Below are 21,772 nucleotides of genomic sequence, written 5' to 3'. Positions count from 1 at the left end.
TAACGGCATGCCATTTGAACCTCTTATCACTGCTGTCATTGAAACTTCACTGAACACACTGATTAAAGACGATCCTGCATTGGGTCGTCGTTTAGCGCGTCTCAAGGGCCAAGTTATCCAAGTTCACCTCAAAGAAATCGACAAGACGCTGACGTTTGTTTTCAGTCAGCAGATTGATGTGCTGGGTAACTACGAAGGTCAGCCTGACTGCTATCTCTCGTTGAACTTGAGCGTGCTGCCTGAGCTGCGTGACCAAGCCAACATCACTCGCTTGATTAAGCAAGACAAGCTTGAACTTGAAGGTGATATTCAACTGGCGCAGAAATTTTCTCAGTTGATGACCGATTGCAAACCGGACATTGAAGAGTGGTTATCTCGCGTAACAGGCGATGTGGTTGCACACACTTTGGTACAAGGCACCAAAAACGTGGGTGGTTTCTTCGTTTCTCAAGCGGAAAAACATCAGCGTCACCTTGCTCAAGTGGTTACAGAAGAGTGGAAATTGGCACCCGCACCATTGGAAGTCGCGTATTTTTGCGATCAAGTGGATGAGGTACGCAGCCAAGCTTCTCGGGTTGAAGCGCGTCTCAATGCTCTATTGAGCAAAGTTAGTTCGGATAAGCCAGCGCTGGAGAAACCATGACGCCAGCAGAATTAAAGCGCTTATACCACATCATCAAAGTGCAGCTGGAATACGGCTTGGATGAGTTGTTGCCCGATCATCAACTGACCAAAGCGCCATTATTGATGCGTAAGAGCCTATTCTGGATAAAGAACCAACACCCAGAAAAACCGCTTGGCGAACGCTTACGTCTTGCGCTGCAAGAACTTGGCCCAGTGTGGATTAAGTTCGGTCAGATGATGTCAACGCGCCGCGACTTATTTCCTCCGCATATCGCCGATCCACTGGCGCTGTTGCAAGACCAAGTTGCACCGTTTGACGGCGAGCTGGCCAAGCAGCAGATGGAAAAAGCGTTAGGTGGGCCGTTAGAGAACTGGTTTACCGAGTTTGACATCAAACCGCTGGCGTCGGCGTCCATCGCACAGGTGCATACTGCGCGATTAAAAGACACTAACCAAGAAGTGGTATTAAAGGTTATCCGTCCAGATATTCGCCCGGTCATTGATTCAGATCTAAAACTGATGCACCGAATGGCGCGTATAGTCGCCGGAGCGATGCCTGAAGCACGTCGTTTAAAACCCGTTGAAGTCGTACGCGAGTACGAAAAAACCTTGCTCGACGAGCTCGATTTACGTCGTGAAGCGGCGAATGCCATTCAACTGCGTCGTAACTTCGAAGGCAGCGAAGAATTGTATGTTCCTGAAGTTTTTCCTGACTTCAGTAATGAAACTGTCATGGTTTCTGAGCGAATATATGGCATCCAAGTCTCTGATATTGAAGGCTTGGAAGCAAATGGCACCAATATGAAGTTGCTGGCGGAACGTGGTGTGAGTGTGTTCTTCACTCAGGTGTTCCGAGACAGTTTCTTTCATGCCGATATGCATCCCGGGAATGTGTTCGTTAAACCTGAACACCCAGAGAACCCAATGTGGATCGGGCTAGATTGCGGGATCGTTGGTACACTTAATAGTGAAGACAAGCGTTATCTGGCGGAAAACTTCCTCGCGTTTTTCAATCGTGACTATCGCCGAGTGGCGGAGTTGCACGTTGATTCAGGCTGGGTTCCGGCAGATACCAATGTCGATGAATTTGAGTTCGCGATTCGCATTGTGTGTGAGCCAATTTTTGCTAAGCCACTGTGTGAAATCTCTTTTGGCCATGTGCTGTTGAACCTGTTCAACACCGCACGTCGCTTTAATATGGAAGTGCAACCTCAATTAGTGCTGCTGCAAAAAACGCTGCTGTACGTTGAGGGGCTTGGTAGACAATTATATCCGCAGCTCGATTTGTGGGAGACCGCAAAGCCATTTCTTGAAGAATGGATGATGAATCAAGTGGGCCCGCAAGCTTTGGTTAATTCAATCAAAGATCGCGCGCCATTTTGGGCGGAGAAATTGCCGGAACTGCCGGAGCTACTTTACGATAGCCTCAAACAGGGTAAAGCGATGAACCAGCGTATGGATCAGCTTTATCAAGGTTATCGCCAAAGTAAGCGCCAGCAGGCGACAGGAAAGTTTTTATTTGGCGTTGGCGCCACTTTAGTCGTATGCTCGGCAATATTGGTGGATAACGCTTATGAGCAGCTTTCGATGGCCAGCGGTATCGCAGGTGTCACATTTTGGCTGCTTAGTTGGCGAGCTTATCGTCAATAGACGTTAAACTCTTGAAATAATTTTGTTTAAAGACCCGAGGTAAAAAGAATGGGTGGTATCAGTGTTTGGCAACTTCTAATCATTGCTGTAATTGTTGTATTGCTATTCGGAACTAAGAAACTACGTGGCATCGGTGGCGATCTAGGTAGTGCCGTTAAGGGCTTCAAAAAAGCAATGAGCGATGAAGATTCTGCGAAAAATGAAAAAGACGCAGACTTCGAGCCAAAAAGTTTAGAAAAACAGCAGCAAAAAGAAGCTGCACCTGAAACTAAAAAAGACAAAGAGCAGGCATAAAACGTGTTTGATATCGGTTTTTGGGAACTGGTATTAATATCTGTTGTTGGTCTGGTCGTTCTTGGACCGGAGCGTTTGCCTCATGCTATTCGAAGCGTGTCTCGCTTTATCGGTGCTGCTAAGAATATGGCAAATAGCGTTAAAGACGAATTGTCGCACGAGCTAAAAGTCCAAGAGCTGCAAGAAAACTTGCGCAAAGCTGAGCAAATGGGGATGGAAGATTTATCTCCTGAGCTCAAATCTTCGGTCGAAGAACTGAAGAAAGCCGCGCAATCTGTAAACCGCCCTTACGCTGATAAGGCGCAATCAGAAACGGAACCTGCAAAAGCAGAACCAGTGGCTGAACGTGCAGAAAAAGTGGAAGAGATTAAGGTTTCAGCGGCAGATAAGAAAGCCGAATAGTCTCATTAGGAGGAGCTACTAGTGACTGGTAGCTCCTTTTTGATCTGATTTTTAATAAGAGGTTTGCCATGTCTACCGTCGAGCAGACACAGCCTTTAATTAGTCATTTGTTGGAGCTTCGCAACCGACTACTGCGTTCAATTTTGGCAGTGTTGGTGGTGTTTGTCGGGCTAATTTATTTCTCTAACCACATTTATGAGTTTATCTCCGCACCTTTGGTTGAACGTTTACCAGAAGGCGCGACGATGATCGCAACCGATGTGGCATCACCATTTTTCACCCCTCTAAAACTGACGCTTATCGCCTCAGTATTTGTTGCGGTGCCGTTTATTTTGTATCAGGTTTGGGCTTTTGTTGCGCCAGGTCTGTACAAGCACGAACGTCGTTTGATCATGCCATTGCTGTTTTCTAGCTCGTTGCTGTTTTACTGTGGCGTGGCCTTTGCGTATTACGTGGTATTTCCACTGGTATTTGGCTTCTTTACTGCGATTTCTCTCGGTGGGGTTGAGTTTGCGACCGATATTTCGAGCTACCTAGATTTTGTGCTGGCGCTGTTTATGGCGTTTGGTATTGCGTTCGAAGTGCCAGTGGCGATTATCCTACTTTGTTGGACTGGGGCGACCACGCCGCAAGACCTAAAAGAGAAGCGTCCATACATTATTGTGGCTGCGTTCGTTGTCGGCATGCTGCTGACGCCGCCAGACATGATTTCGCAGACGTTACTTGCGATCCCAATGTGCTTACTGTTTGAGGTTGGTCTGTTCTTTGCTCGTTTTTACACTCGTAAAGATGAGGAAGAAGAGGAGTAATCCTTCAGTTTTTAGACAGTAAAAAGCGGGTTTTTATTGCGGTTGGTTTGCTATTTTGGGCTAACTACTTAACTTTCAACACGTAACCACATTTAGTACAGACATAAACTTCTTTGATGCCTAGCAGCTTTTGAAAAAAGTTGCGTGGTACGCGTTGCAAGTAAGCACCATGTGTACACATTTCAATATCCGTATTCATGTTGTTTTACACCTGTGCTAAGACGTAGGCGAATAGCAGTATAAGAAAAGAATGTGTCGAGTTGTGGACAGTCACAAGAAGCGTACTGATGAAATACGCATGATGCGAAGTGGGTAGGGTTACAAGTTAATAGTTATGTCTATCAACACTACAGTATTGCTGGTTGAGTCGTTTCAGGTTTGGCCTGTTCACCCAACCGTTTAGGCAATAAAAAGCGACCTAGTGTGGCCGCTTGTTGCGTTTGTTGTCTTGCTTAAATCTTGAATAAGTTTTTTGCATTTTCCGTGGTGATAGCATCTATGATGGCGACCTCTTCACCACGCAAGTCTGCTACTCGCTGCGCGACGAGCGACGTGTAAGCTGGCTCATTGCGTTTACCGCGATGCGGCACTGGCGCCAAATATGGGCAGTCTGTTTCTAAGATGATCCATTGCATATCTAAGTGTGGGATGACTTGGTCCATGCCGCCGTTTTTAAATGTCGATACACCGCCTAAACCAAGGTGGAAGCCCAACTCGTTAATTGCTCGCGCCTCTTCTAAGCTGCCACCAAAACAATGGAACACGCCACGCAGGCGACCGTCTTGCTCTTGACGAAGCAGAGTCAGCGTTTCTTCGATGGAATCACGGGTGTGGATCACCACAGGTAAATCCATCTCTTTTGCCCAATTGAGTTGGGTTACGAAAGCCATCTCTTGCTCTGCTTGGTGGGTTTTATCCCAATACAGGTCGATGCCGATTTCGCCCACGGCGATAAAGTTGTGTTTTTCGAACCAGCCTCGGATGATTTCTAGCGTTTGATCAACGTTGCTATCAACGTAACATGGGTGCAAACCCATCATTGAGTGGCACACTTCCGGATACGCTGCTTCGGTCTGCAGCATCGGTTCAATCGAGTCCAGATCGATATTCGGCAGCAAAATTTTAGTGATGCCTTGAGTTAAGGCGCGCTCAACCACTTCATCGCGGTCGTTATCAAATTCGCTCGCGTATATGTGCGCGTGGGTATCGATCATGGTCTTTCTCTGTACTTTGTCCGTTTGGTACGAGAAGTATACTTGAGTGTGAGTGCTGGGTCATTTTCAGTTTTTTTCATCGCCTTTTTCCAGATTGTCACTCGCAAGGTGCATCAAGAGTGATATGATTTTGTTCACCAGATGATTTGATCATCATAACCGTCCAGACAAGGAGAAAATGGTGTCTGTATCAATTCAAGGTCCATTCCCTGCACGCCGTATGCGTCGTTTACGTAAACACGATTTTAGTCGTCGTTTGATGGCTGAGAACCAACTTTCCGTGAATGATCTGATTTACCCAATGTTCATCCTTATGGGTAAAGATCGTCGTGAGAGCGTGGAATCCATGCCGGGTGTAGAGCGTTTGTCGATTGATTTAATGCTAGAAGAAGCACAATACCTCGCAAATCTAGGCGTTCCTGCCATCGCGCTTTTCCCTGTCGTAAACCAAGACGCTAAAAGCTTATGCGCTACCGAAGCTTACAATCCAGAAGGTTTGGTTCAGCGCGCAGTACGTGCACTAAAAGAGCACGTGCCTCAAATTGGTGTGATTACAGACGTCGCACTAGACCCGTTCACCACACATGGCCAAGACGGCATCATTGATGAAGATGGCTATGTGATGAACGATGAAACCACCGAAGTGCTAGTTAAGCAGGCATTGTCTCATGCCGAAGCGGGCGCAGATGTGGTTGCGCCATCAGACATGATGGATGGTCGTATCGGAGCTATCCGAGTTGCGCTAGAAGAAGCGGGCTACATTCATACTCAAATCATGGCTTACTCGGCTAAATACGCATCAAACTACTACGGCCCATTCCGAGATGCCGTCGGTTCTTCGTCTAATCTAAAAGGTGGTAACAAGAAAAACTACCAAATGGACCCAGCAAACATTGATGAAGCAATGCATGAAGTCGCAATGGACATCAATGAAGGGGCAGACATGGTGATGGTTAAGCCAGGTATGCCATACTTAGATGTAGTTCGCCGAGTGAAAACCGAGCTGCAAGTTCCGACATTTGCTTACCAAGTATCGGGCGAGTACGCGATGCACAAAGCGGCGATTCTTAATGGCTGGTTAAAAGAGCGCGAGACAGTAATGGAATCACTACTGTGCTTTAAGCGTGCGGGCGCCGATGGCATCCTGACTTACTTTGCAAAAGACGTTGCAGAGTGGTTAGCGGAAGAGAATGCACAAGCCGCTCAGCACCTAAAGATGGCTCGAGAAGCGACAGAAGAGTAATTATCGCTCAGTGAGAAAAACCAGACCGACAATAGTTGTTCGTCTGCATATACCCAAGTAACCTCAGGCGGATTACAAAAGGCTTGTATATCCCAAAAAATCCAAGGTGCTTGGGTATATTTATTTCTGGAGAAGAGAACAATGACAATGCTGATTCGTGAAGGCACGTTGGAAGAGGCACTTCAAGTGGTCACTCGAGTGAAAGAGTTTGCCAACGGAGAAACCTTAGATTCGATGTCACAGCGTCTTGGAGACAAAAACAGCCTAATCCTAGTGGCTGAGAAAAACGGTGCTATTGTCGGTTTTAAAATCGGCTACGAACTGGATGAAGACACCTTCTATAGTTGGTTTGGTGGTGTTGCGCCGCAAGCTCGAAATGAGGGAGTCGCGCAGATGTTGTTAGAGGCTCAAGAAGAATGGGTCGCAGAACAAGGCTATAAAACACTAAAAGTGAAATCTCGAAACCAATTTCCTGCCATGCTCAGATTGTTGTTGAGAAATGGATATCTTATTGAAAAATTTGAAGAAAAAATCAATCTTCGTGAATCGAGAGTGCATTTCATTAAAGCAATTTGAAAATAAATGAGATTTTTTCTCATTTAACTGTTGACTGTTAAATGAGAATCATTATTATTAATCCTGTCTTAGGGAATGAGGAAAGTTCACAAGGACGTTGAATTACTGATTAACAGAAGTTGATTAACTGGTGTTGAGAAGGTGATGAAACATTTATCCAAGAACTTGCACGAATTCTTTTTGACACGACATTGCTCACATTGCTTCCAGTGTAATTTATAGCTTCTTGGTTAAGCTGCCATGATATGGAACTGGCTTTACCACTTCTGCTAGGCGACCCAATTGGGTCGCTTTTTTCTTTTCTACGATTTCCATTTGACGTCACTATCCGTAACTTTTCCACATGACATGATCATTTTAAGATCGTTGATCTTCTCACCTTGTTTAAAAATAATCCTTTAAAAACAATAATATATATTTGTATTTTTTTGTCTTTTCTATCATTGTACAATCTGTGGATAATTTATATAAACAGAGTTATCCACAGGTGGTGGTAGTTTTCTTGAATAAATCGGAAAATTTCCGCGATCTGGATCGAACGAACAAGATAGATTCGGATCAGCAGTCATGGCATCCTAGGCAGATCTATTAAGTACTGATTTGGATACAGACAATTATGGCAAGTATTCCTGAAAATCCGCTGATTCTTATCGACGGTTCTTCTTACCTATATCGCGCTTTTCACGCTTACCCGGGCACGATGAGTAATGGTGAAATCCCAACCAACGCAGTTTACGGTGTGGTGAACATGCTACGCAGTATGATGCGTCAATTTGCGTCTGAGCGTATTGCGGTGGTGTTTGATGCGAAGGGTAAAACCTTCCGTGATGAGATGTATTCAGAATACAAAGCGAATCGTCCACCAATGCCGGACGATCTGCGTTGCCAAATTGAACCATTGCACAACGTTATTCGTGCGATGGGTTTGCCGTTGATCTGCGTTCCTGGCGTGGAAGCAGATGACGTCATCGGTACGTTGGCTTACCAAGCCTCGCAACAAGGCATGCCTGTTTTAATCAGTACTGGCGATAAAGATATGGCTCAGCTGGTGGATGACAACATTACCTTGATCAACACCATGACGAACGTAGTGATGGATCGTGAAGGGGTGGTGGAAAAATTTGGTATTCCGCCAGAGTTGATAATCGACTATCTAGCGTTGATGGGCGATAAAGTCGATAACATCCCTGGTGTTCCGGGTGTGGGCGACAAAACGGCGACTGCTTTGCTGCAGGGCATTGGTGGTCTTACTAAGTTGTACGAAAATCTGGATGATATCGCGGCACTTGGTTTCCGCGGTTCGAAAACCATGGCGAAGAAGCTGGTCGACAACAAAGACAACGCTATGCTGTCTTATGAGCTGGCTACCATCAAGCTGGATGTGGAACTGGAAGAAACACCAGAGTCGCTACTGAAAGCAGAGCCAAACAAAGACGAATTGATCAAACTGTATGGTCAGTTGACGTTTAAGTCTTGGTTGAACGAACTGCTTGAAGGCGGCTCAGGCTCTGCGCAAGCATCATCATCTTCTTCTTCGCATGCTGAAATGGAAACCTCAGCGGTAACGATTGATCGCAGTCAGTACGAAACCATTTTGGACGAAGCTTCTTTCAATGCGTGGCTAGAAAAACTTAAAGCGGCAGAGCTGTTTGCCTTTGATACCGAAACGGACAGCCTTGATTACATGGTGGCGAACCTCGTCGGTTTGTCATTTGCTATCGATGAAGGTATTGCGGCTTATGTTCCTGTCGCACACGATTATTTGGATGCGCCAGAGCAACTGGATCGCGATTGGGTTCTCGAGCAGCTGAAACCAATTCTTGAAGACGACGCTCAAGCGAAAGTCGGTCAGAACCTAAAATACGATGCGTCTGTGCTGGCACGTTACGGCATCGAGATGAAAGGCATCAAATACGACACTATGTTGGCGTCTTACGTTTACAACAGCGTAGGCGGCAAACACGACATGGACAGCTTGGCACTTCGTTTCCTACAACACAGCTGCATTTCATTCGAACAAATCGCGGGTAAAGGTAAAAACCAACTGACCTTCAACCAAATCGAGCTTGAGCAAGCATCGCCATACGCAGCTGAAGATGCAGACGTCACGCTTCGCTTGCACAATCGTCTGTTTGCTAACATCGAACAAGATGAAAAGCTAAAATCGGTTTACGAAGAAATCGAAATGCCGCTAGTCCCTGTTTTGTCTCGCATTGAGCGCACTGGTGTTCTGATTGATGACATGAAGCTGAGCGCTCAATCGGTAGAAATCGCGGCCCGTTTAGAAGAGCTTGAACAAAAAGCTTACGAAATCGCAGAACAAGAGTTCAACATGAACTCGCCGAAGCAGCTGCAAGCTATCCTATTTGAAAAAATGGGCCTACCTGTTGTGAAGAAGACACCATCTGGCACCCCTTCAACCAATGAAGAGGTGTTGCAAGAGCTTGCGTTGGATTACCCACTGCCAAAACTGATTTTAGAATACCGTGGTTTAGCGAAGCTGAAGTCGACATACACAGACAAACTGCCGAAGATGATCAACCCTTCTACTGGTCGTGTACACACCTCTTACCATCAAGCGGTGACTGCGACAGGTCGTTTGTCGTCTACCGATCCAAACTTGCAGAACATTCCAATCCGTAACGAAGAAGGTCGTCGTATTCGTCAGGCGTTTGTAGCTCCTGCTGGTTACAAGGTTCTGGCTGTCGACTACTCGCAAATCGAGCTGCGTATTATGGCGCACCTTTCTGGCGACCAAGCGCTGCTTGATGCCTTCCGTGACGGTAAAGACATTCACGCCGCAACCGCAGCAGAAATCATGGGAGTGTCTATTGATCAGGTATCAAGTGAGCAGCGTCGCCGTGCAAAAGCGGTGAACTTTGGTCTGATTTACGGCATGAGCGCATTCGGCTTGGCAAAACAGCTGGGCATTCCTCGTGGTGAAGCGCAAGCTTACATGGACAAATACTTCGAGCGTTACCCAGGTGTAATGCAGTACATGGAAGACACGCGCAGTGCAGCGGCTGATAAAGGTTATGTAGAAACCATTTTTGGTCGACGTTTGCATCTGCCAGAAATCAAATCGCGTAATGGTATGCGTCGTAAAGCAGCAGAACGAGCGGCGATCAATGCGCCAATGCAAGGCACTGCAGCGGACATTATTAAGAAAGCGATGCTGCTAGTGGATCAATGGATTCAAGAAGAAGGCAATGGTCGCGTAAAACTTTTGATGCAAGTACATGATGAACTGGTATTTGAAGTCGAAGAGTCGTCTTTGTCCGAAATTGAAAGTAAAGTACAAAAATTGATGGAATCTGCAGCAGAGTTGAAAGTGCCTTTAGTGGCAGAAGCTGGTCACGGTGACAACTGGGATCAAGCACACTAATCATTTTTAAATCAATTTGGTCGATTTAGTATGAGCCAGCGCACAAACGCTGGCTTTTTTGTGTCATTAAAAAAGCAACTTGGATTTGAAAATTAATGTTGCTTAATAAAACTTTCATGAAAAAAAACTACAAAAAATCTTTGCAATTCTGACCAATTGTTGTACATTAGATCGCGTAGGGTACAGAGGTAAGATGTTCTATCTTTCAGACCTTTTGTTTCACGTTATTGGATTAGGCTGATTTCAGCCCCGCCCCAGTCAGTTTTTGACTGGGGCGTTTTTTATTGGGCGAAAGAAAAATTCCTTTTAACTCAGTTTCTTATCCATTTTGGCGCTGTCCTCGCAATTCTCTCTCGCTAACTACTTGCTTCCACTGGTTTTTTGTCGTTATTTCTTCGACTCATTCATCCTGTAAATTTACGCCATTCACACTATTATTTTTTCTCGAAAGAAAGTAAGTTGGCCTTTCTGAGGGGTGAAACTTATCTAACTTATTGAATTTAATTTTCTTTATTAATGTTTGGTAAACGAAAAGACTCAAGATTAGAAAAGCAGATGACTTTTTGAACTATTGAAATCATTCGATAGTTCAGTAATGCTTTGCAACATAACAATAATTACCAATTTTTCTCTCCCGTTATCCCTGCCAGGAAGGTGGGGATTTTTATTGCCTGAAATTCCGGTTTTTTCTTTGTCTAGATAAACAAAAGCCCCACCAAATGGCAGGGCTGTGTCGAAAAAATTTAACAAATATTGTTAATTATTCTTCGTTGCTCTCTGGCATCTCTAGATCGTCTTCTTCAATCAGGTGAGCCAGTGCTGGTGCAAACCAGGTATCCAGTTTCGCGCGCAGCTGATCGACCCCTAATCCTTTTAAAGAAGAGAAAACATCAACCGAAACGTCACCACCGAAAGTTTCCACTTGTTTGCGAATTTTCAGAAGTGTCTGTTTACGTGCGCCACTTTTTAGCTTATCAGCTTTAGTTAGCAACACTTGTACTGGAATACGGCTATCGATAGCCCAGAAAATCATTTGCTGGTCGAGATCTTTCATTGGGTGACGAATGTCCATCAGAACCACTAGGCCTTTTAGGCACTCGCGTTTCTGTAGGTATTCACCTAAAGATTTCTGCCATTTATTTTTCATCTCTACCGGTACTTGAGCAAAACCATATCCCGGTAGATCGACAATGTGACAACCTTCTTCTACTTTGAATAGGTTGATCAATTGGGTACGACCAGGTGTTTTTGATGTCTTGGCTAAGCTTTTTTGATTAGTTAGACGGTTAAGTGCACTCGATTTACCAGCGTTTGAGCGTCCTGCAAACGCAATTTCGACACCTTCGTCCTCCGGTAAGTGGCGAATATCGGGCGCGCTGGTGATGAAATGCGTATTTTGGTAATGAATTTTTACGCTCACTGTTAACTCCATCTCGACTTTGTGTAGTCGATTGATTACTTTTTTGTGAAATTGTGTAAAATAACCGTGCTCGGCATAAGGTCGCCTATTGTACCATGAGTGTACGCGGTATGTTCACATTCCGTGGTACTGGAAGCTTGATAATTATAATGGAATGTCATGAAGAAATTAGCGCTAATTTTGAGTCTTTTAGCCAGTTGCTCAGTATGGGCCCAAGGTAATATTGAGGCTGGTAAAGCAAAATCACAAACCTGTGTCGCCTGTCACGGAGCAGATGGCAACAGTGCAATCGCAATGTACCCTAAACTAGCAGGCCAACACGCTAAGTATCTTGAGAAGCAGTTAAAAGATCTTAAGCTAGGTATGACAAGTGGTGGTAAACAAGGTCGTTACGATCCTGTAATGAGTGGCATGGCAATGCCGCTAAGCGATGAAGACATCGCAGATCTTGCAGCATACTACTCTTCTCTACCAACTTCAGAAAGCTCGACACCTGAAGATGTGGTAGCAAAAGGTAAAGTGCTTTACACCGCGGGTGATGCAGAGCGTGGTCTAACGGCATGTATGGCATGTCACGGTCCGCGTGGTAACGGTACTGAGCTTTCAGGTTTCCCTAAAATTTCTGGTCAGCACGCTGACTACATCAAAGCTCAGTTAGAAAAATTCCGTGATGGTAACCGTGGCAACGATATGAATGCCATGATGCGTGACATCGCGAAGAAAATGACAGATGAAGATATCGAAGTTCTGTCGAAATACGTTGGCGGTCTGCACTGATACCCCTACATAGTTCGAGCAAAGTTGTACAAAAATGCCCCAGCGATTTCGCTGGGGCATTTTTGTTGGTGATGTGGCTCACACATGATTTTTGAGGGTGTCATCGATATCTGCTCGAAAGCTTGTAAGACATTTGCCATACCTTCGATTGCGAATGTCTTCTTCTTATTTTTAACCTTTTGATTAATTGATGTTTTTAATTTTTGCGAAAAAATCATCGCTAATATTTCCTGCTGCTAACTTGTGAGTGCGTCGGGATTACGTAAAGTAGAAAGCGTTCACAGGGGGTGAATTGCAGGATTTCAGACCACGGATTCAAGGTCTTCATGGACGCAAGCTAGGATAGCTTGGTGATCGGAAAACGGAATTAGGTAGGCAAGGAGCCTGCTCGATACGGATGGTCATCTCGTCTTATGGTTAAGACAGTGGAAAGGATCAGGCACAGGAAGTTGCTCAGAAGACAGGAAGTAAAGGGATAGCCAAAACTCATCAGGAAGATGAAAAACAACACTTTTTGGCAAGGAAAGCACGAAAAACAAAAGGATTCTTGGTGCACTAAATGCGTGCAACACAGTTTCGCCACTTGATGGCACTTAGAAAGCGACAGTTTGACTGTCGCTTTTTTTATGCCGTTTTTTCTCGGCAACCACCAATCTGAAGAGGGATTACTACACTGATGCCTTTCGATGGGTTCTTAAACAAAGTTTTTTAACAAAAACTGCTGAAAAAGTATTCAGTGCCTCTCCAATCTGAGTTCACTTTCTGGTATGTTTCGCATCCCTGTTTGAGGAAGTCAGCATGCATACCTGTCCTTTATGCCACAATCAGTATACTCGTCACTATTTTGAAGATAAGCATCGCGAATATCTTCAATGTGATCAGTGCTACTTGGTATTCGTTAATCCAGACCAACGTTTGGATGCGGAAACTGAAAAAGCTCACTATGATTTGCATGAGAACAACCCAGAAGATATGGGCTATCGACGTTTTTTGTCGCGTATTGCTGACCCAATCACAGAGCGAATTTCACCACAATCGAACGGAATCGACTTTGGTTGTGGTCCGGGCCCGACGCTTTCCTTAATGCTAGAAGAAGCAGGGCACAACATGGCGTTGTACGATATTTACTATCACCCAGATACTGCGGTGCTAGAAAAGCAGTATGACTTCATGACAGCGACAGAGGTGATAGAGCACCTCTACCACCCTGATGTGGTGTGGAAGCAATGGTTGAATTTAGTTAAGCCAGGGGGCTGGATTGGCCTGATGACGAAAATGGTCATCGACGTGGAGGCTTTTAAATCATGGCACTATAAGAATGACCCAACTCACGTGGTGTTCTTTAGCCGCGATACCTTCCAGTTCCTTGCTGAGCGGGATAAGCTCGAACTCGAATTTATTGGTAATGATGTAATTTTACTGAGGAAGACCCAGTAATGAGCCGTAAAAAGAAATCTAGAAAGCCGGGTGCCGCTGGCGCACCTGAGTTTGTTGTAACTCGTAACCGTACCGAATCTGACGTTGAAGGCCGTCTACGCAAGCGCGCGAAAAAGCGTAAAGGCTTGAAGACAGGTAGCCGCAACTCAGAAGTTAACGAACAGAAAAAGCAATCTTCTGCGCAAAATCGTGACCCACGCTTAGGCAGCAAGAAGAAGATCCCTCTGATTGTTGAACCAGTGAAGAAGATGACGAAGCAAGAGCGTCGTCTATCTGCGGAACAAGAGCTAGAAATGCTAGAAAATGACGCGCAATTGAACGTGTTGTTGGATCGCATTGAAGCGGGTGAAAACCTAGGTACAGGTCTACAAAAATACGTGGATGAGAAGCTTGATCGTATTGAAAAGCTAATGGACCAACTTGGTCTGCTAGAACCTGAAGAAGAGGAAGATTTTACCGTTTCTTCTGCGAAAGGTTCTCGTAATGACGATGATTTATTAGCGGATTTCGACGATATTAACTTCGACGACTACAAAGGATAATTAAGCCATGAATGTAACCTTATTAGCTATTGCGGGTGCAGTGATCATTATCGCGCTGGCTTCTTATGCAGGTTACCTTCTGCTTCAATTGAAAAAGCAAAAGGAATTGCAACTGAAGCATCAAAAGTTGGCGATTGATAAACGTAATGCCAACATTTTTGAGAATGTGCATACCTTGTGTCAGGCAGGCATTCAAGGCCAGTGCGATTTGTCGGAAATCAGTATTCGCGTGTACTGCATCATGGATTATGTTCAAGGTGAGAATCGTGTGAACTTCGACGAAGTGTACCCTGCAATTTCCGAGCTTTACCATATCGTAAAAGATATGGCGCGCGGTGAAGATCGTCAGCAACTTGCCAAGAAAGAACGTATGCAACAGAACTTGACGCGTCAGAAAGCGGAAAGCCGCTTAACAGATGCGATCATCGAGGAACTCAAAGTGTTGCAGAAAAACGTCCAGCCACTGAATAATCAAATCAATATTCAGATGCTTTAACGATAATCCCCATTGGTTTGTTTTATGACCATTGGGGCTATCGTGATCACGCTAGCACTTCTTTGGATTTATAATTAAAAAGCCATCAGGTGTTGCCACGGTTGCCATCGTCGTATGGCAAAATAGCGATTCTGAATATCGGGTGACGGCTTTCGTTGCCCTAGCATTTAACGGAAAGTACCACCATGTCGAATCAACACACTGAATCGAAACAGCAAATCGTCTGGGATCAAGCGGTATTGGATAAGTACAACTATTCCGGTCCTCGCTATACGTCGTACCCAACGGCGCTGGAGTTTCATGAAGCGTTTACCATCTCAGACTATGATATGGCATGCACTCAGTACCCAGAGCGTCCGTTATCGCTGTACGTACACATTCCGTTTTGCCATAAGCTTTGCTACTACTGTGGTTGTAATAAAGTCATTACACGCCACTCGCACAAAGCGGATGAATACCTCGACGTGCTTGAACACGAAATTCGTCAACGTGCTGCATTGCTCGTTGGTCGCACCGTGACGCAATTGCATTTTGGTGGTGGTACACCGACGTTTCTATCTGAAAAGCAAATCACTCGCGTGATGAACTTGCTACGCCAAGAATTTACATTCAGTGATGATGCAGAAATCAGCATTGAAGTAGACCCGCGTGAAATTCAGATCACCATGTTGGATCACCTTCGTAGTGAAGGCTTCAACCGCCTGAGCATCGGCGTTCAGGACTTCAACAAAGAAGTGCAAAAACTGGTGAATCGTGAACAAGATGAAGAATTCATCTTTGCGATGGTGGCACGTGCGAAAGAGTTGGGTTTCCGTTCGACCAACCTCGATTTGATCTACGGTTTGCCGAAGCAGACCAAAGCCTCTTTTGCGAAGACGTTAGAACAAGTGCTGGAAATGCAGCCGGGTCGTCTGTCGGTCTTTAACTACGCACACATGCCGCAATTGTTTGCTGCGCAGCGTAAGATTAAAGACGAAGATTTGCCAAAAGCAGAAGAGAAAATGGCGATTCTCCAAGACACGATCGCAACTTTGACGGGTGCTGGCTACCAGTTCATCGGCATGGACCATTTTGCGATGCCTGACGACGAACTCGCCGTTGCGCAGCGCGAAGGTGTGTTGCATCGCAACTTCCAAGGCTACACCACTCAAGGTGAATGTGACTTGGTGGGCTTTGGTGTTTCTGCGATTTCAATGATTGGTGATGCGTACGCGCAAAACCAAAAAGAGCTCAAGAAGTACTACGCTCAAGTAAATGACCTTCGCCACGCATTGTGGAAAGGTGTCTCACTCGATTCGGATGACTTGCTCCGTCGTGAAGTCATTAAGCAGCTGATTTGTAACTTTAAGCTTGATAAAAAAGCGATCGAATCTGAATTCAGAGTGAAATTTGATCAGTACTTCAAAGAAGACCTGCAATTGCTGCAAACGTTCATCAATGATGAGTTGGTGGAAGTGGATGACAATGAAATTCGAGTAACACTGCGTGGTCGCCTGCTTATTCGTAACATCTGTATGAGCTTCGATAAATATCTGCGAGCAAAAGCGCGTCAGCAGCAATTCTCTCGCGTGATTTGATCATCGCTTGCCGATTCCAAATACAAAAAATGCCAGCAAATGCTGGCATTTTTTTTAATTTTTGCGCTGATTAAACGCGATCTTTAACTTTTTCTTTCAGTTCTGCTTTTTCTGCATCAGAAATGAAAGCAAGCTCAAGGCCATTGATTTGCGCTTGGCGAATCTGCTCTTGGCTCAGGCCGGCTGCTGGCGCCGCCACTTCGTATTCGTAAGGTAGCTCAATACCTTCTACCGCAGGATCATCCGTATTTAGACACGCTAGAACGCCGTGGTCTAGGAACTGTTTCAGTGGGTGATTTGCTAGAGAATCGACCGTACTGGTTTGGAAGTTCGACGTCAGGCACGATTCGATACCGATACGGTTTTCCGCTAGGTAATCCATCAGTTTTGGATCGTGAATCGCTTTCACACCGTGGCCGATACGCGTTGCACCAAGCTCTTGAATGGCTTGCCACATGCTTTCAGCGCCCGCCGCTTCACCAGCGTGAACTGTCACGTTTAGGCCTGCATCACGCACTTGTTTGAAGTGAGAGACAAAGCGCTCGCCCGGTTGGCCAAGCTCATCACCTGCAAGGTCTACTGCTACGATGTGGTCTTTCTGGCTTAGAATGGCATCCAGTTCTTGCTGACATGCATCTGTGCCAAATGTGCGGCTCATGATACCGATAAGGTTCGCTTTGATGCCAAAGTCGCGCATGCCTGCTTGTACGCCATCGACAACCGCTTCAACCACGCCAGCGACTGGCAGTTTGTGTTTCATCGCCATGTAGTATGGTGAGAAACGCAGTTCGGCGTAATCAATTTGTGCGTTTAGCGCATCTTCAACGTTTTCATAAGCAACGCGACGACAAGCGTCAAGATCGCCCAGTACTGCTACGCCCCAGTCAAGCTTAGAAAGGAAAGCAACAAGAGATGGTTCCGCTTCGACAATTTGAACGTGTGGAGTGAGAGACTCAATATCGTACGCTGGCAGAGCAATGCCAAATTTTTGGCCAAGCTCAAGGATAGTCTTAGTACGAATGTTACCGTCAAGGTGGCGGTGCAAATCAGTTAGAGGAAGATTCTTAGTTATCATTATGTCGATCCGGATAGTTATGAACTGGAACAGGGCCCAAACATTATCTGTGACAATACATGGGTAAGATTTGCAGTTAAGTATAAATAACAGTTAGGTAGATTGTCAGTAGAGGATGACTAGGAATTCAACGATTCTCGCTCTTTTCTACTTCATGTTAACCAAATGTGTTGGCCATTCATCCAGAGGAATTGGGCGACTGTAATAGAAACCTTGGACTTGATGGCAGCCCAGCGAGCGCAACAGTTGCGCTTGCGTGCTGTCTTCTACACCTTCTGCCACGACATTGGTTTTTAATCCTGCGGTGATATTGATCACTGCGGCTACTACTGAGCTGTCGAGGTTTTCTTTGGTGAGCTGATTGATGAACGTGCGATCGATCTTCAAGCAGGTGAACGGCAGTGAATGCAGATAACCAAGGGAAGAGTAACCCGTACCAAAATCGTCAATGGCAATGCCAATGCCCATATCACGCAACTTCGTCATGTTTTCCAGAGTCGTTGGTGCGCTATCAATAATGCGCGACTCGGTGATCTCTAATGTGAGGTTTTTGGCGGGCAGCTTGGTGACATCCAGCACTCGTGTCACGGTGTTGACAAATGCCGGGCAGGAGAGCTGATTGACCGAGATGTTCACGTGCAATTGGAAGTCTGACGGCCACTGTTTGTTCTCGATGGCTTTGTATGTGTCTCGGCACGCTTGCAGCAAGATTTGTTGGCCAATGGCTTTGATCATGCCGCTTTCCTCCGCGATTGGGATGAAATCTAATGGTGAAATCATACCGCTTTCGCTATTCCAGCGAGCTAGGGCTTCGGCGCCACATACGTTACCACTCGCGAGATCGATGATCGGCTGATAATGAGGCACAAATTCGCGCTTGTCGATGCCCGTTTGCATCTTCGTGAGCAGCTGAGTACGAAACTTCGATGCGCTCGCGAGTTCTGGGCTGTAGTAACAAATGCCCGTCAGTGGATCTTGCTTTGCGTAGCTCAGAGCAATGCTGGCATTGCGTAGCCAAAGCGGCATGTTCTCACCATGCTTGGTTTGCACAATCCCTAGTGAGATCTTCATCACCACGCTTTCACCTTCAACCATAAATGGTGCTGCGAACAGTTGTTGTAGGCGACGCTCTGTTAAACGGATGTCTTCGTCTTTATCCATATCTGGCATAAACAGCGCAAATTCATCGCCACCAATTCGGGCCAGCATGGTGTTGTCTGGGAATTGTTGCTTCAGCCTTTCTGCGATGCTAACCAACAGCTGATCACCATTGTGGTGTCCCACGCTGTCGTTGATATCTCTAAATTTGTTGATCCCCAATAAGAACAAACTACCGTGACACAAATTGGGTTTGTTTTCGCAGATTTCGATTAATCCTTGGCGGCTGTAGAGTCGAGTCAATGAGTCATACACTAGCTGATCGCGCAGCGCCTTAAATGAGGCTTTGAGGTTGCTGGCCATTTCATTAAAGGCTTTTGCGAGCACGGTCGTTTCGTACACACGGCCAGGTTGGGGCATTGAGCTATCCCAATCGCCATTTGCTAGGTGTTGAGCCGCATCGGCAGTAGCGTTGATTGGTCGAGTCACGCGTTCGAATATGACCCAACTAAAGCCGATACCAAACAAGCTGACGACGATACCAACAATCCAGCTTTTCTCTTGGCTTTTCGGTAAGAGGCCAAGCAAATCAGATTCCGAGATAGAAGTGCCGATGAACCAAGTTAAACCGTTTGGATCGTAGTAGGGCGTGATGCGGCTAAAAATACGTTGGCCGCTGTGATCAAACTCAAACGTATACGGTTGGTCTGTATGGTACAAGTCAAAACCACGCACGCGGGAGGCGCTGATTTTGATGATCGGGTCTGCGCTTTCAGAGGCGAACAAGCGTTGGCCTTTATCCGAAAACTTTGTGCCCCAAGACACTACGCTGCCTGGGCCAGAATGTGCCACTAATCGGTGTTCTTGGTCCATGATAAAGACCGATGCTTTGGTGTTCTTCTTGATGACGCGGAGAAACTCGTTGAAGGTATTGATACGAATGTCTGTCACCAATACGCCCGCAAATTCTTGGTGTTCGTACACCGGTGTCATAGCAGATAAGGTGATGTCTTGGCGTTCATCCGCATTGGTGTAGATTTTTGACCACATCGGTTTTTCGTCTTTGGCGACAGGTTGATACCAAGGACGAGTTCTTGGATCGTAAGGCGTGATGACAGTACGAATATCGTTACTGACATGATCTGTGCCGTAGATGATTAACTTACCATCGGTGTATTTATCTTGAACCATCAAGGTGTAATCGTCGGAGATCTCGCGACGAAAACCCGCGAAATCGCCAGTTTCCGAACCAAAAGCAATCACGTCCAGCTGCGGAATAGAACGGTATAGGTTCTGAAACGCGCTCAATAAGTAGGCTTGGACATCTCGCGTATCATGGGGATGGTACAGGTTGTGATAACTCACGTTATGAGCAAGTGTCATCACCGCCGTAAACGGCTTTCGCAGATAACTATTGAGGTGGTCGTAGACACTTTCGGTCAACACCGACAGCTGTTTATCGCTGATGTCGGTCACCACCTCTTCATAGCTTTGTTTTTGGACGTAGACAATCACACCGATAGCCAGTAAGAAAATCATCACAAAAGGGATGAGTACAGCAGTACGTAGTGTAATTTGAGTCTTTGCAGTAGACATTGCCTAGTCACATTAGGGATGGTTCACCTTAATTGTACTGACATTTCTGTTAATATCGAGCGATAAGCACTCTCATTGTTAACTCACTGCTTAAGTGACGGTCAGTACAACTCTTTTAACTTTCTGGTTAGCGTATTGCGTCCCCAGCCTAATACTTTAGCGGCATCTTGCTTGTGACCTTTAGTGTGCTCCAGTGCAGCTTCTAATAAAATGCGCTCAAATTCTGGTAATGCGAAAGAAAGTAGTTCTTTATCCCCCGCAGCGAGCGATTGACGTGCCCAGTCCGCCAATTGTTCTTGCCAGCTACCTTTGGTTGAATCCGAAACGGTTTTCTTCTCTTCCAAAAGCTCTGAAGGCAAATCGTTCGGTAATACTTCACTGCCACTCGCCATCACGGTTAACCAGCGACAAATGTTTTCTAGCTGACGTACGTTGCCCGGCCAATTGAGTCGATTGAGAATTTCGACCGTCGACGGGTGCAAGGTTTTGGTTTCCACTCCAAGCTCATCTGCGGCGCGTACCAGAAAGTGTTGTGTGAGCTTTTCAATGTCTTGTTTGCGTTCACGAAGCGCAGGAATTTGTACGCGAATGACGTTCAAGCGGTGGAACAAGTCTTCACGAAAATCGCCTTGGTGTACCAGCTTTTCGAGGTTTTGGTGCGTGGCGGCGACAATACGTACATCGACACGAATCGGAGAGTGACCACCAACACGGTAGAACTGGCCATCCGCCAACACGCGCAGCAAACGTGTCTGGATATCCAGCGGCATGTCCCCGATTTCGTCCAAAAAGAGCGTGCCTCCGTTGGCTTGCTCGAAGCGGCCTTGACGAACACTGTTCGCGCCCGTAAATGCGCCTTTTTCGTGACCGAACAACTCAGACTCAATCAAGTCTTTTGGAATCGCGGCCATATTGAGAGCGATAAAAGGTTTGTTGGCGCGAGGGCTATGGCGGTGAAGGGCATGAGCAACCAGCTCTTTACCCGTACCGGACTCACCGTTGATCAGAACGGAAATCGACGAGCGAGAAAGGCGGCCAATAGCGCGGAACACTTCCTGCATTGCTGGCGCTTCACCGATGATCTCTGGCGTGTCGGCCGGGGTATCTTCTGAAGACAATTGCTCGCGTTTGTTTTCATGGCTGTGGGCAATCGCACGTTCGACCAGCGTTAAGGTTTCATCGATATCAAACGGTTTTGGCAGGTACTCGAACGCGCCTTTTTGATAGGCGTTGACGGCAGCATCTAAGTCGGAATGCGCGGTCATGATGATCACGGGTAAATCAGGGTAATCACGTTGCACTTGCTTGAGCAGTTCTAATCCGTCGATGCCGGGCATGCGAATATCAGACACCAGTACGTCTGGCACTTCGCGCTCAAGCGCCATCAAAACGCTTTCCCCATCGGCATAGGTTTCGCATTTTATGTTGGCTGAGGAGAGCGTTTTCTCCATCACCCAGCGAATCGAACTGTCGTCATCGACGACCCAAACATATCCTTTACTCATGTACTAATCCTTGCAGCAAAAACCGTAAATTGGCGCTCAACGAAATCCATTC

At 46.0% G+C, this 21,772-nt stretch carries 18 protein-coding genes; 13 read left to right on the top strand and 5 right to left on the bottom strand.

Annotation, left to right across the window (positions count from 1 at the left end; translation table 11 throughout):
• Positions 1–7: 7 nt before the first annotated feature.
• The 5 genes from OU793_RS04485 (at position 8) to tatC (ending at position 3,779) form a co-directional block, all read left to right on the top strand.
• Positions 8–643 (top strand): SCP2 domain-containing protein, encoded by a 636-nt coding sequence (locus tag OU793_RS04485; protein WP_140103874.1) that lies wholly within the window; start codon positions 8–10, stop codon positions 641–643.
• Positions 640–2,274: a ubiquinone biosynthesis regulatory protein kinase UbiB gene (ubiB, locus tag OU793_RS04480; RefSeq protein WP_015296064.1), complete on the top strand. Its 1,635-nt coding sequence runs from the start codon at positions 640–642 to the stop codon at positions 2,272–2,274. Before OU793_RS04485 ends, ubiB begins: the two co-directional genes overlap by 4 nt.
• Before the next feature lie 48 nt (positions 2,275–2,322).
• Positions 2,323–2,568, top strand: coding sequence for a Sec-independent protein translocase subunit TatA (gene tatA / locus OU793_RS04475; RefSeq protein WP_005456852.1), 246 nt, complete (start codon positions 2,323–2,325; stop codon positions 2,566–2,568).
• 3 nt (positions 2,569–2,571) lie between these two features.
• Positions 2,572–2,970: a Sec-independent protein translocase protein TatB gene (gene tatB / locus OU793_RS04470; RefSeq protein WP_140103873.1), complete on the top strand. Its 399-nt coding sequence runs from the start codon at positions 2,572–2,574 to the stop codon at positions 2,968–2,970.
• 68 nt (positions 2,971–3,038) lie between these two features.
• Positions 3,039–3,779: a twin-arginine translocase subunit TatC gene (gene tatC, locus OU793_RS04465; protein ID WP_005459771.1), complete on the top strand. Its 741-nt coding sequence runs from the start codon at positions 3,039–3,041 to the stop codon at positions 3,777–3,779.
• A gap of 452 nt (positions 3,780–4,231) precedes the next feature.
• Here the strand turns inward: tatC and OU793_RS04460 are convergent, their stop codons facing one another.
• Positions 4,232–4,993 (bottom strand): TatD family hydrolase, encoded by a 762-nt coding sequence (locus OU793_RS04460; protein WP_023583840.1) that lies wholly within the window; start codon positions 4,991–4,993, stop codon positions 4,232–4,234.
• A gap of 181 nt (positions 4,994–5,174) precedes the next feature.
• On the opposite strand from OU793_RS04460, the gene hemB reads away from it, so the two are divergent.
• The 3 genes from hemB to polA all read left to right on the top strand — a co-directional run bounded on the left by hemB (position 5,175) and on the right by polA (position 10,197).
• Complete coding sequence (gene hemB / locus OU793_RS04455) at positions 5,175–6,236, top strand: porphobilinogen synthase (RefSeq protein WP_005489689.1); 1,062 nt, start codon at positions 5,175–5,177, stop codon at positions 6,234–6,236.
• A gap of 141 nt (positions 6,237–6,377) precedes the next feature.
• On the top strand, positions 6,378–6,812 hold the full coding sequence (locus OU793_RS04450; protein WP_024703506.1) for a GNAT family N-acetyltransferase: 435 nt from the start codon (positions 6,378–6,380) through the stop codon (positions 6,810–6,812).
• A gap of 616 nt (positions 6,813–7,428) precedes the next feature.
• A complete protein-coding gene (gene polA, locus OU793_RS04445) occupies positions 7,429–10,197 on the top strand; it encodes a DNA polymerase I (RefSeq protein WP_140103055.1) in 2,769 nt (922 codons plus the stop codon).
• Between the two features lie 760 nt (positions 10,198–10,957).
• Here the strand turns inward: polA and yihA are convergent.
• Entirely contained in the window at positions 10,958–11,617 is a 660-nt protein-coding gene (gene yihA / locus OU793_RS04440) for a ribosome biogenesis GTP-binding protein YihA/YsxC (protein ID WP_005456829.1), read from the bottom strand.
• Between the two features lie 159 nt (positions 11,618–11,776).
• On the opposite strand from yihA, the gene OU793_RS04435 reads away from it, so the two are divergent.
• From OU793_RS04435 to hemN, 5 genes are all read left to right on the top strand, one after another.
• Positions 11,777–12,394, top strand: a complete 618-nt coding sequence (locus tag OU793_RS04435; protein WP_005478649.1) for a cytochrome c — start codon at positions 11,777–11,779, stop codon at positions 12,392–12,394.
• A gap of 798 nt (positions 12,395–13,192) precedes the next feature.
• Complete coding sequence (locus OU793_RS04430) at positions 13,193–13,831, top strand: class I SAM-dependent methyltransferase (protein ID WP_180793841.1); 639 nt, start codon at positions 13,193–13,195, stop codon at positions 13,829–13,831.
• Positions 13,831–14,373: a Der GTPase-activating protein YihI gene (gene yihI / locus OU793_RS04425; RefSeq protein WP_015296069.1), complete on the top strand. Its 543-nt coding sequence runs from the start codon at positions 13,831–13,833 to the stop codon at positions 14,371–14,373. The genes OU793_RS04430 and yihI overlap by 1 nt, the downstream gene beginning before the upstream one ends.
• 7 nt (positions 14,374–14,380) lie before the next feature.
• Positions 14,381–14,869 (top strand): DUF2489 domain-containing protein, encoded by a 489-nt coding sequence (locus OU793_RS04420; RefSeq protein ID WP_005456843.1) that lies wholly within the window; start codon positions 14,381–14,383, stop codon positions 14,867–14,869.
• Positions 14,870–15,054: 185 nt separating this feature from the next.
• Positions 15,055–16,446, top strand: a complete 1,392-nt coding sequence (gene hemN / locus OU793_RS04415; protein WP_005496689.1) for an oxygen-independent coproporphyrinogen III oxidase — start codon at positions 15,055–15,057, stop codon at positions 16,444–16,446.
• Positions 16,447–16,516: 70 nt separating this feature from the next.
• Here hemN and add read toward each other — a convergent pair whose 3' ends face one another.
• The 3 genes from add to glnG form a co-directional block, all read right to left on the bottom strand.
• A complete protein-coding gene (gene add / locus OU793_RS04410; RefSeq protein ID WP_005478706.1) occupies positions 16,517–17,521 on the bottom strand; it encodes an adenosine deaminase in 1,005 nt (334 codons plus the stop codon).
• A gap of 147 nt (positions 17,522–17,668) precedes the next feature.
• Positions 17,669–20,215 (bottom strand): EAL domain-containing protein, encoded by a 2,547-nt coding sequence (locus OU793_RS04405; protein ID WP_140103058.1) that lies wholly within the window; start codon positions 20,213–20,215, stop codon positions 17,669–17,671.
• 101 nt (positions 20,216–20,316) lie between these two features.
• On the bottom strand, positions 20,317–21,720 hold the full coding sequence (gene glnG, locus OU793_RS04400) for a nitrogen regulation protein NR(I) (protein ID WP_025593269.1): 1,404 nt from the start codon (positions 21,718–21,720) through the stop codon (positions 20,317–20,319).
• Positions 21,721–21,772: the final 52 nt, after the last annotated feature.

It is taken from the genome of Vibrio sp. VP6 (genome assembly GCF_028823755.1).
GTDB classification, from domain to species: domain Bacteria; phylum Pseudomonadota; class Gammaproteobacteria; order Enterobacterales; family Vibrionaceae; genus Vibrio; species Vibrio parahaemolyticus.
Note: the sequence above shows the minus strand (reverse complement) of the source record. Positions and strands in the feature narration are given on the sequence as shown.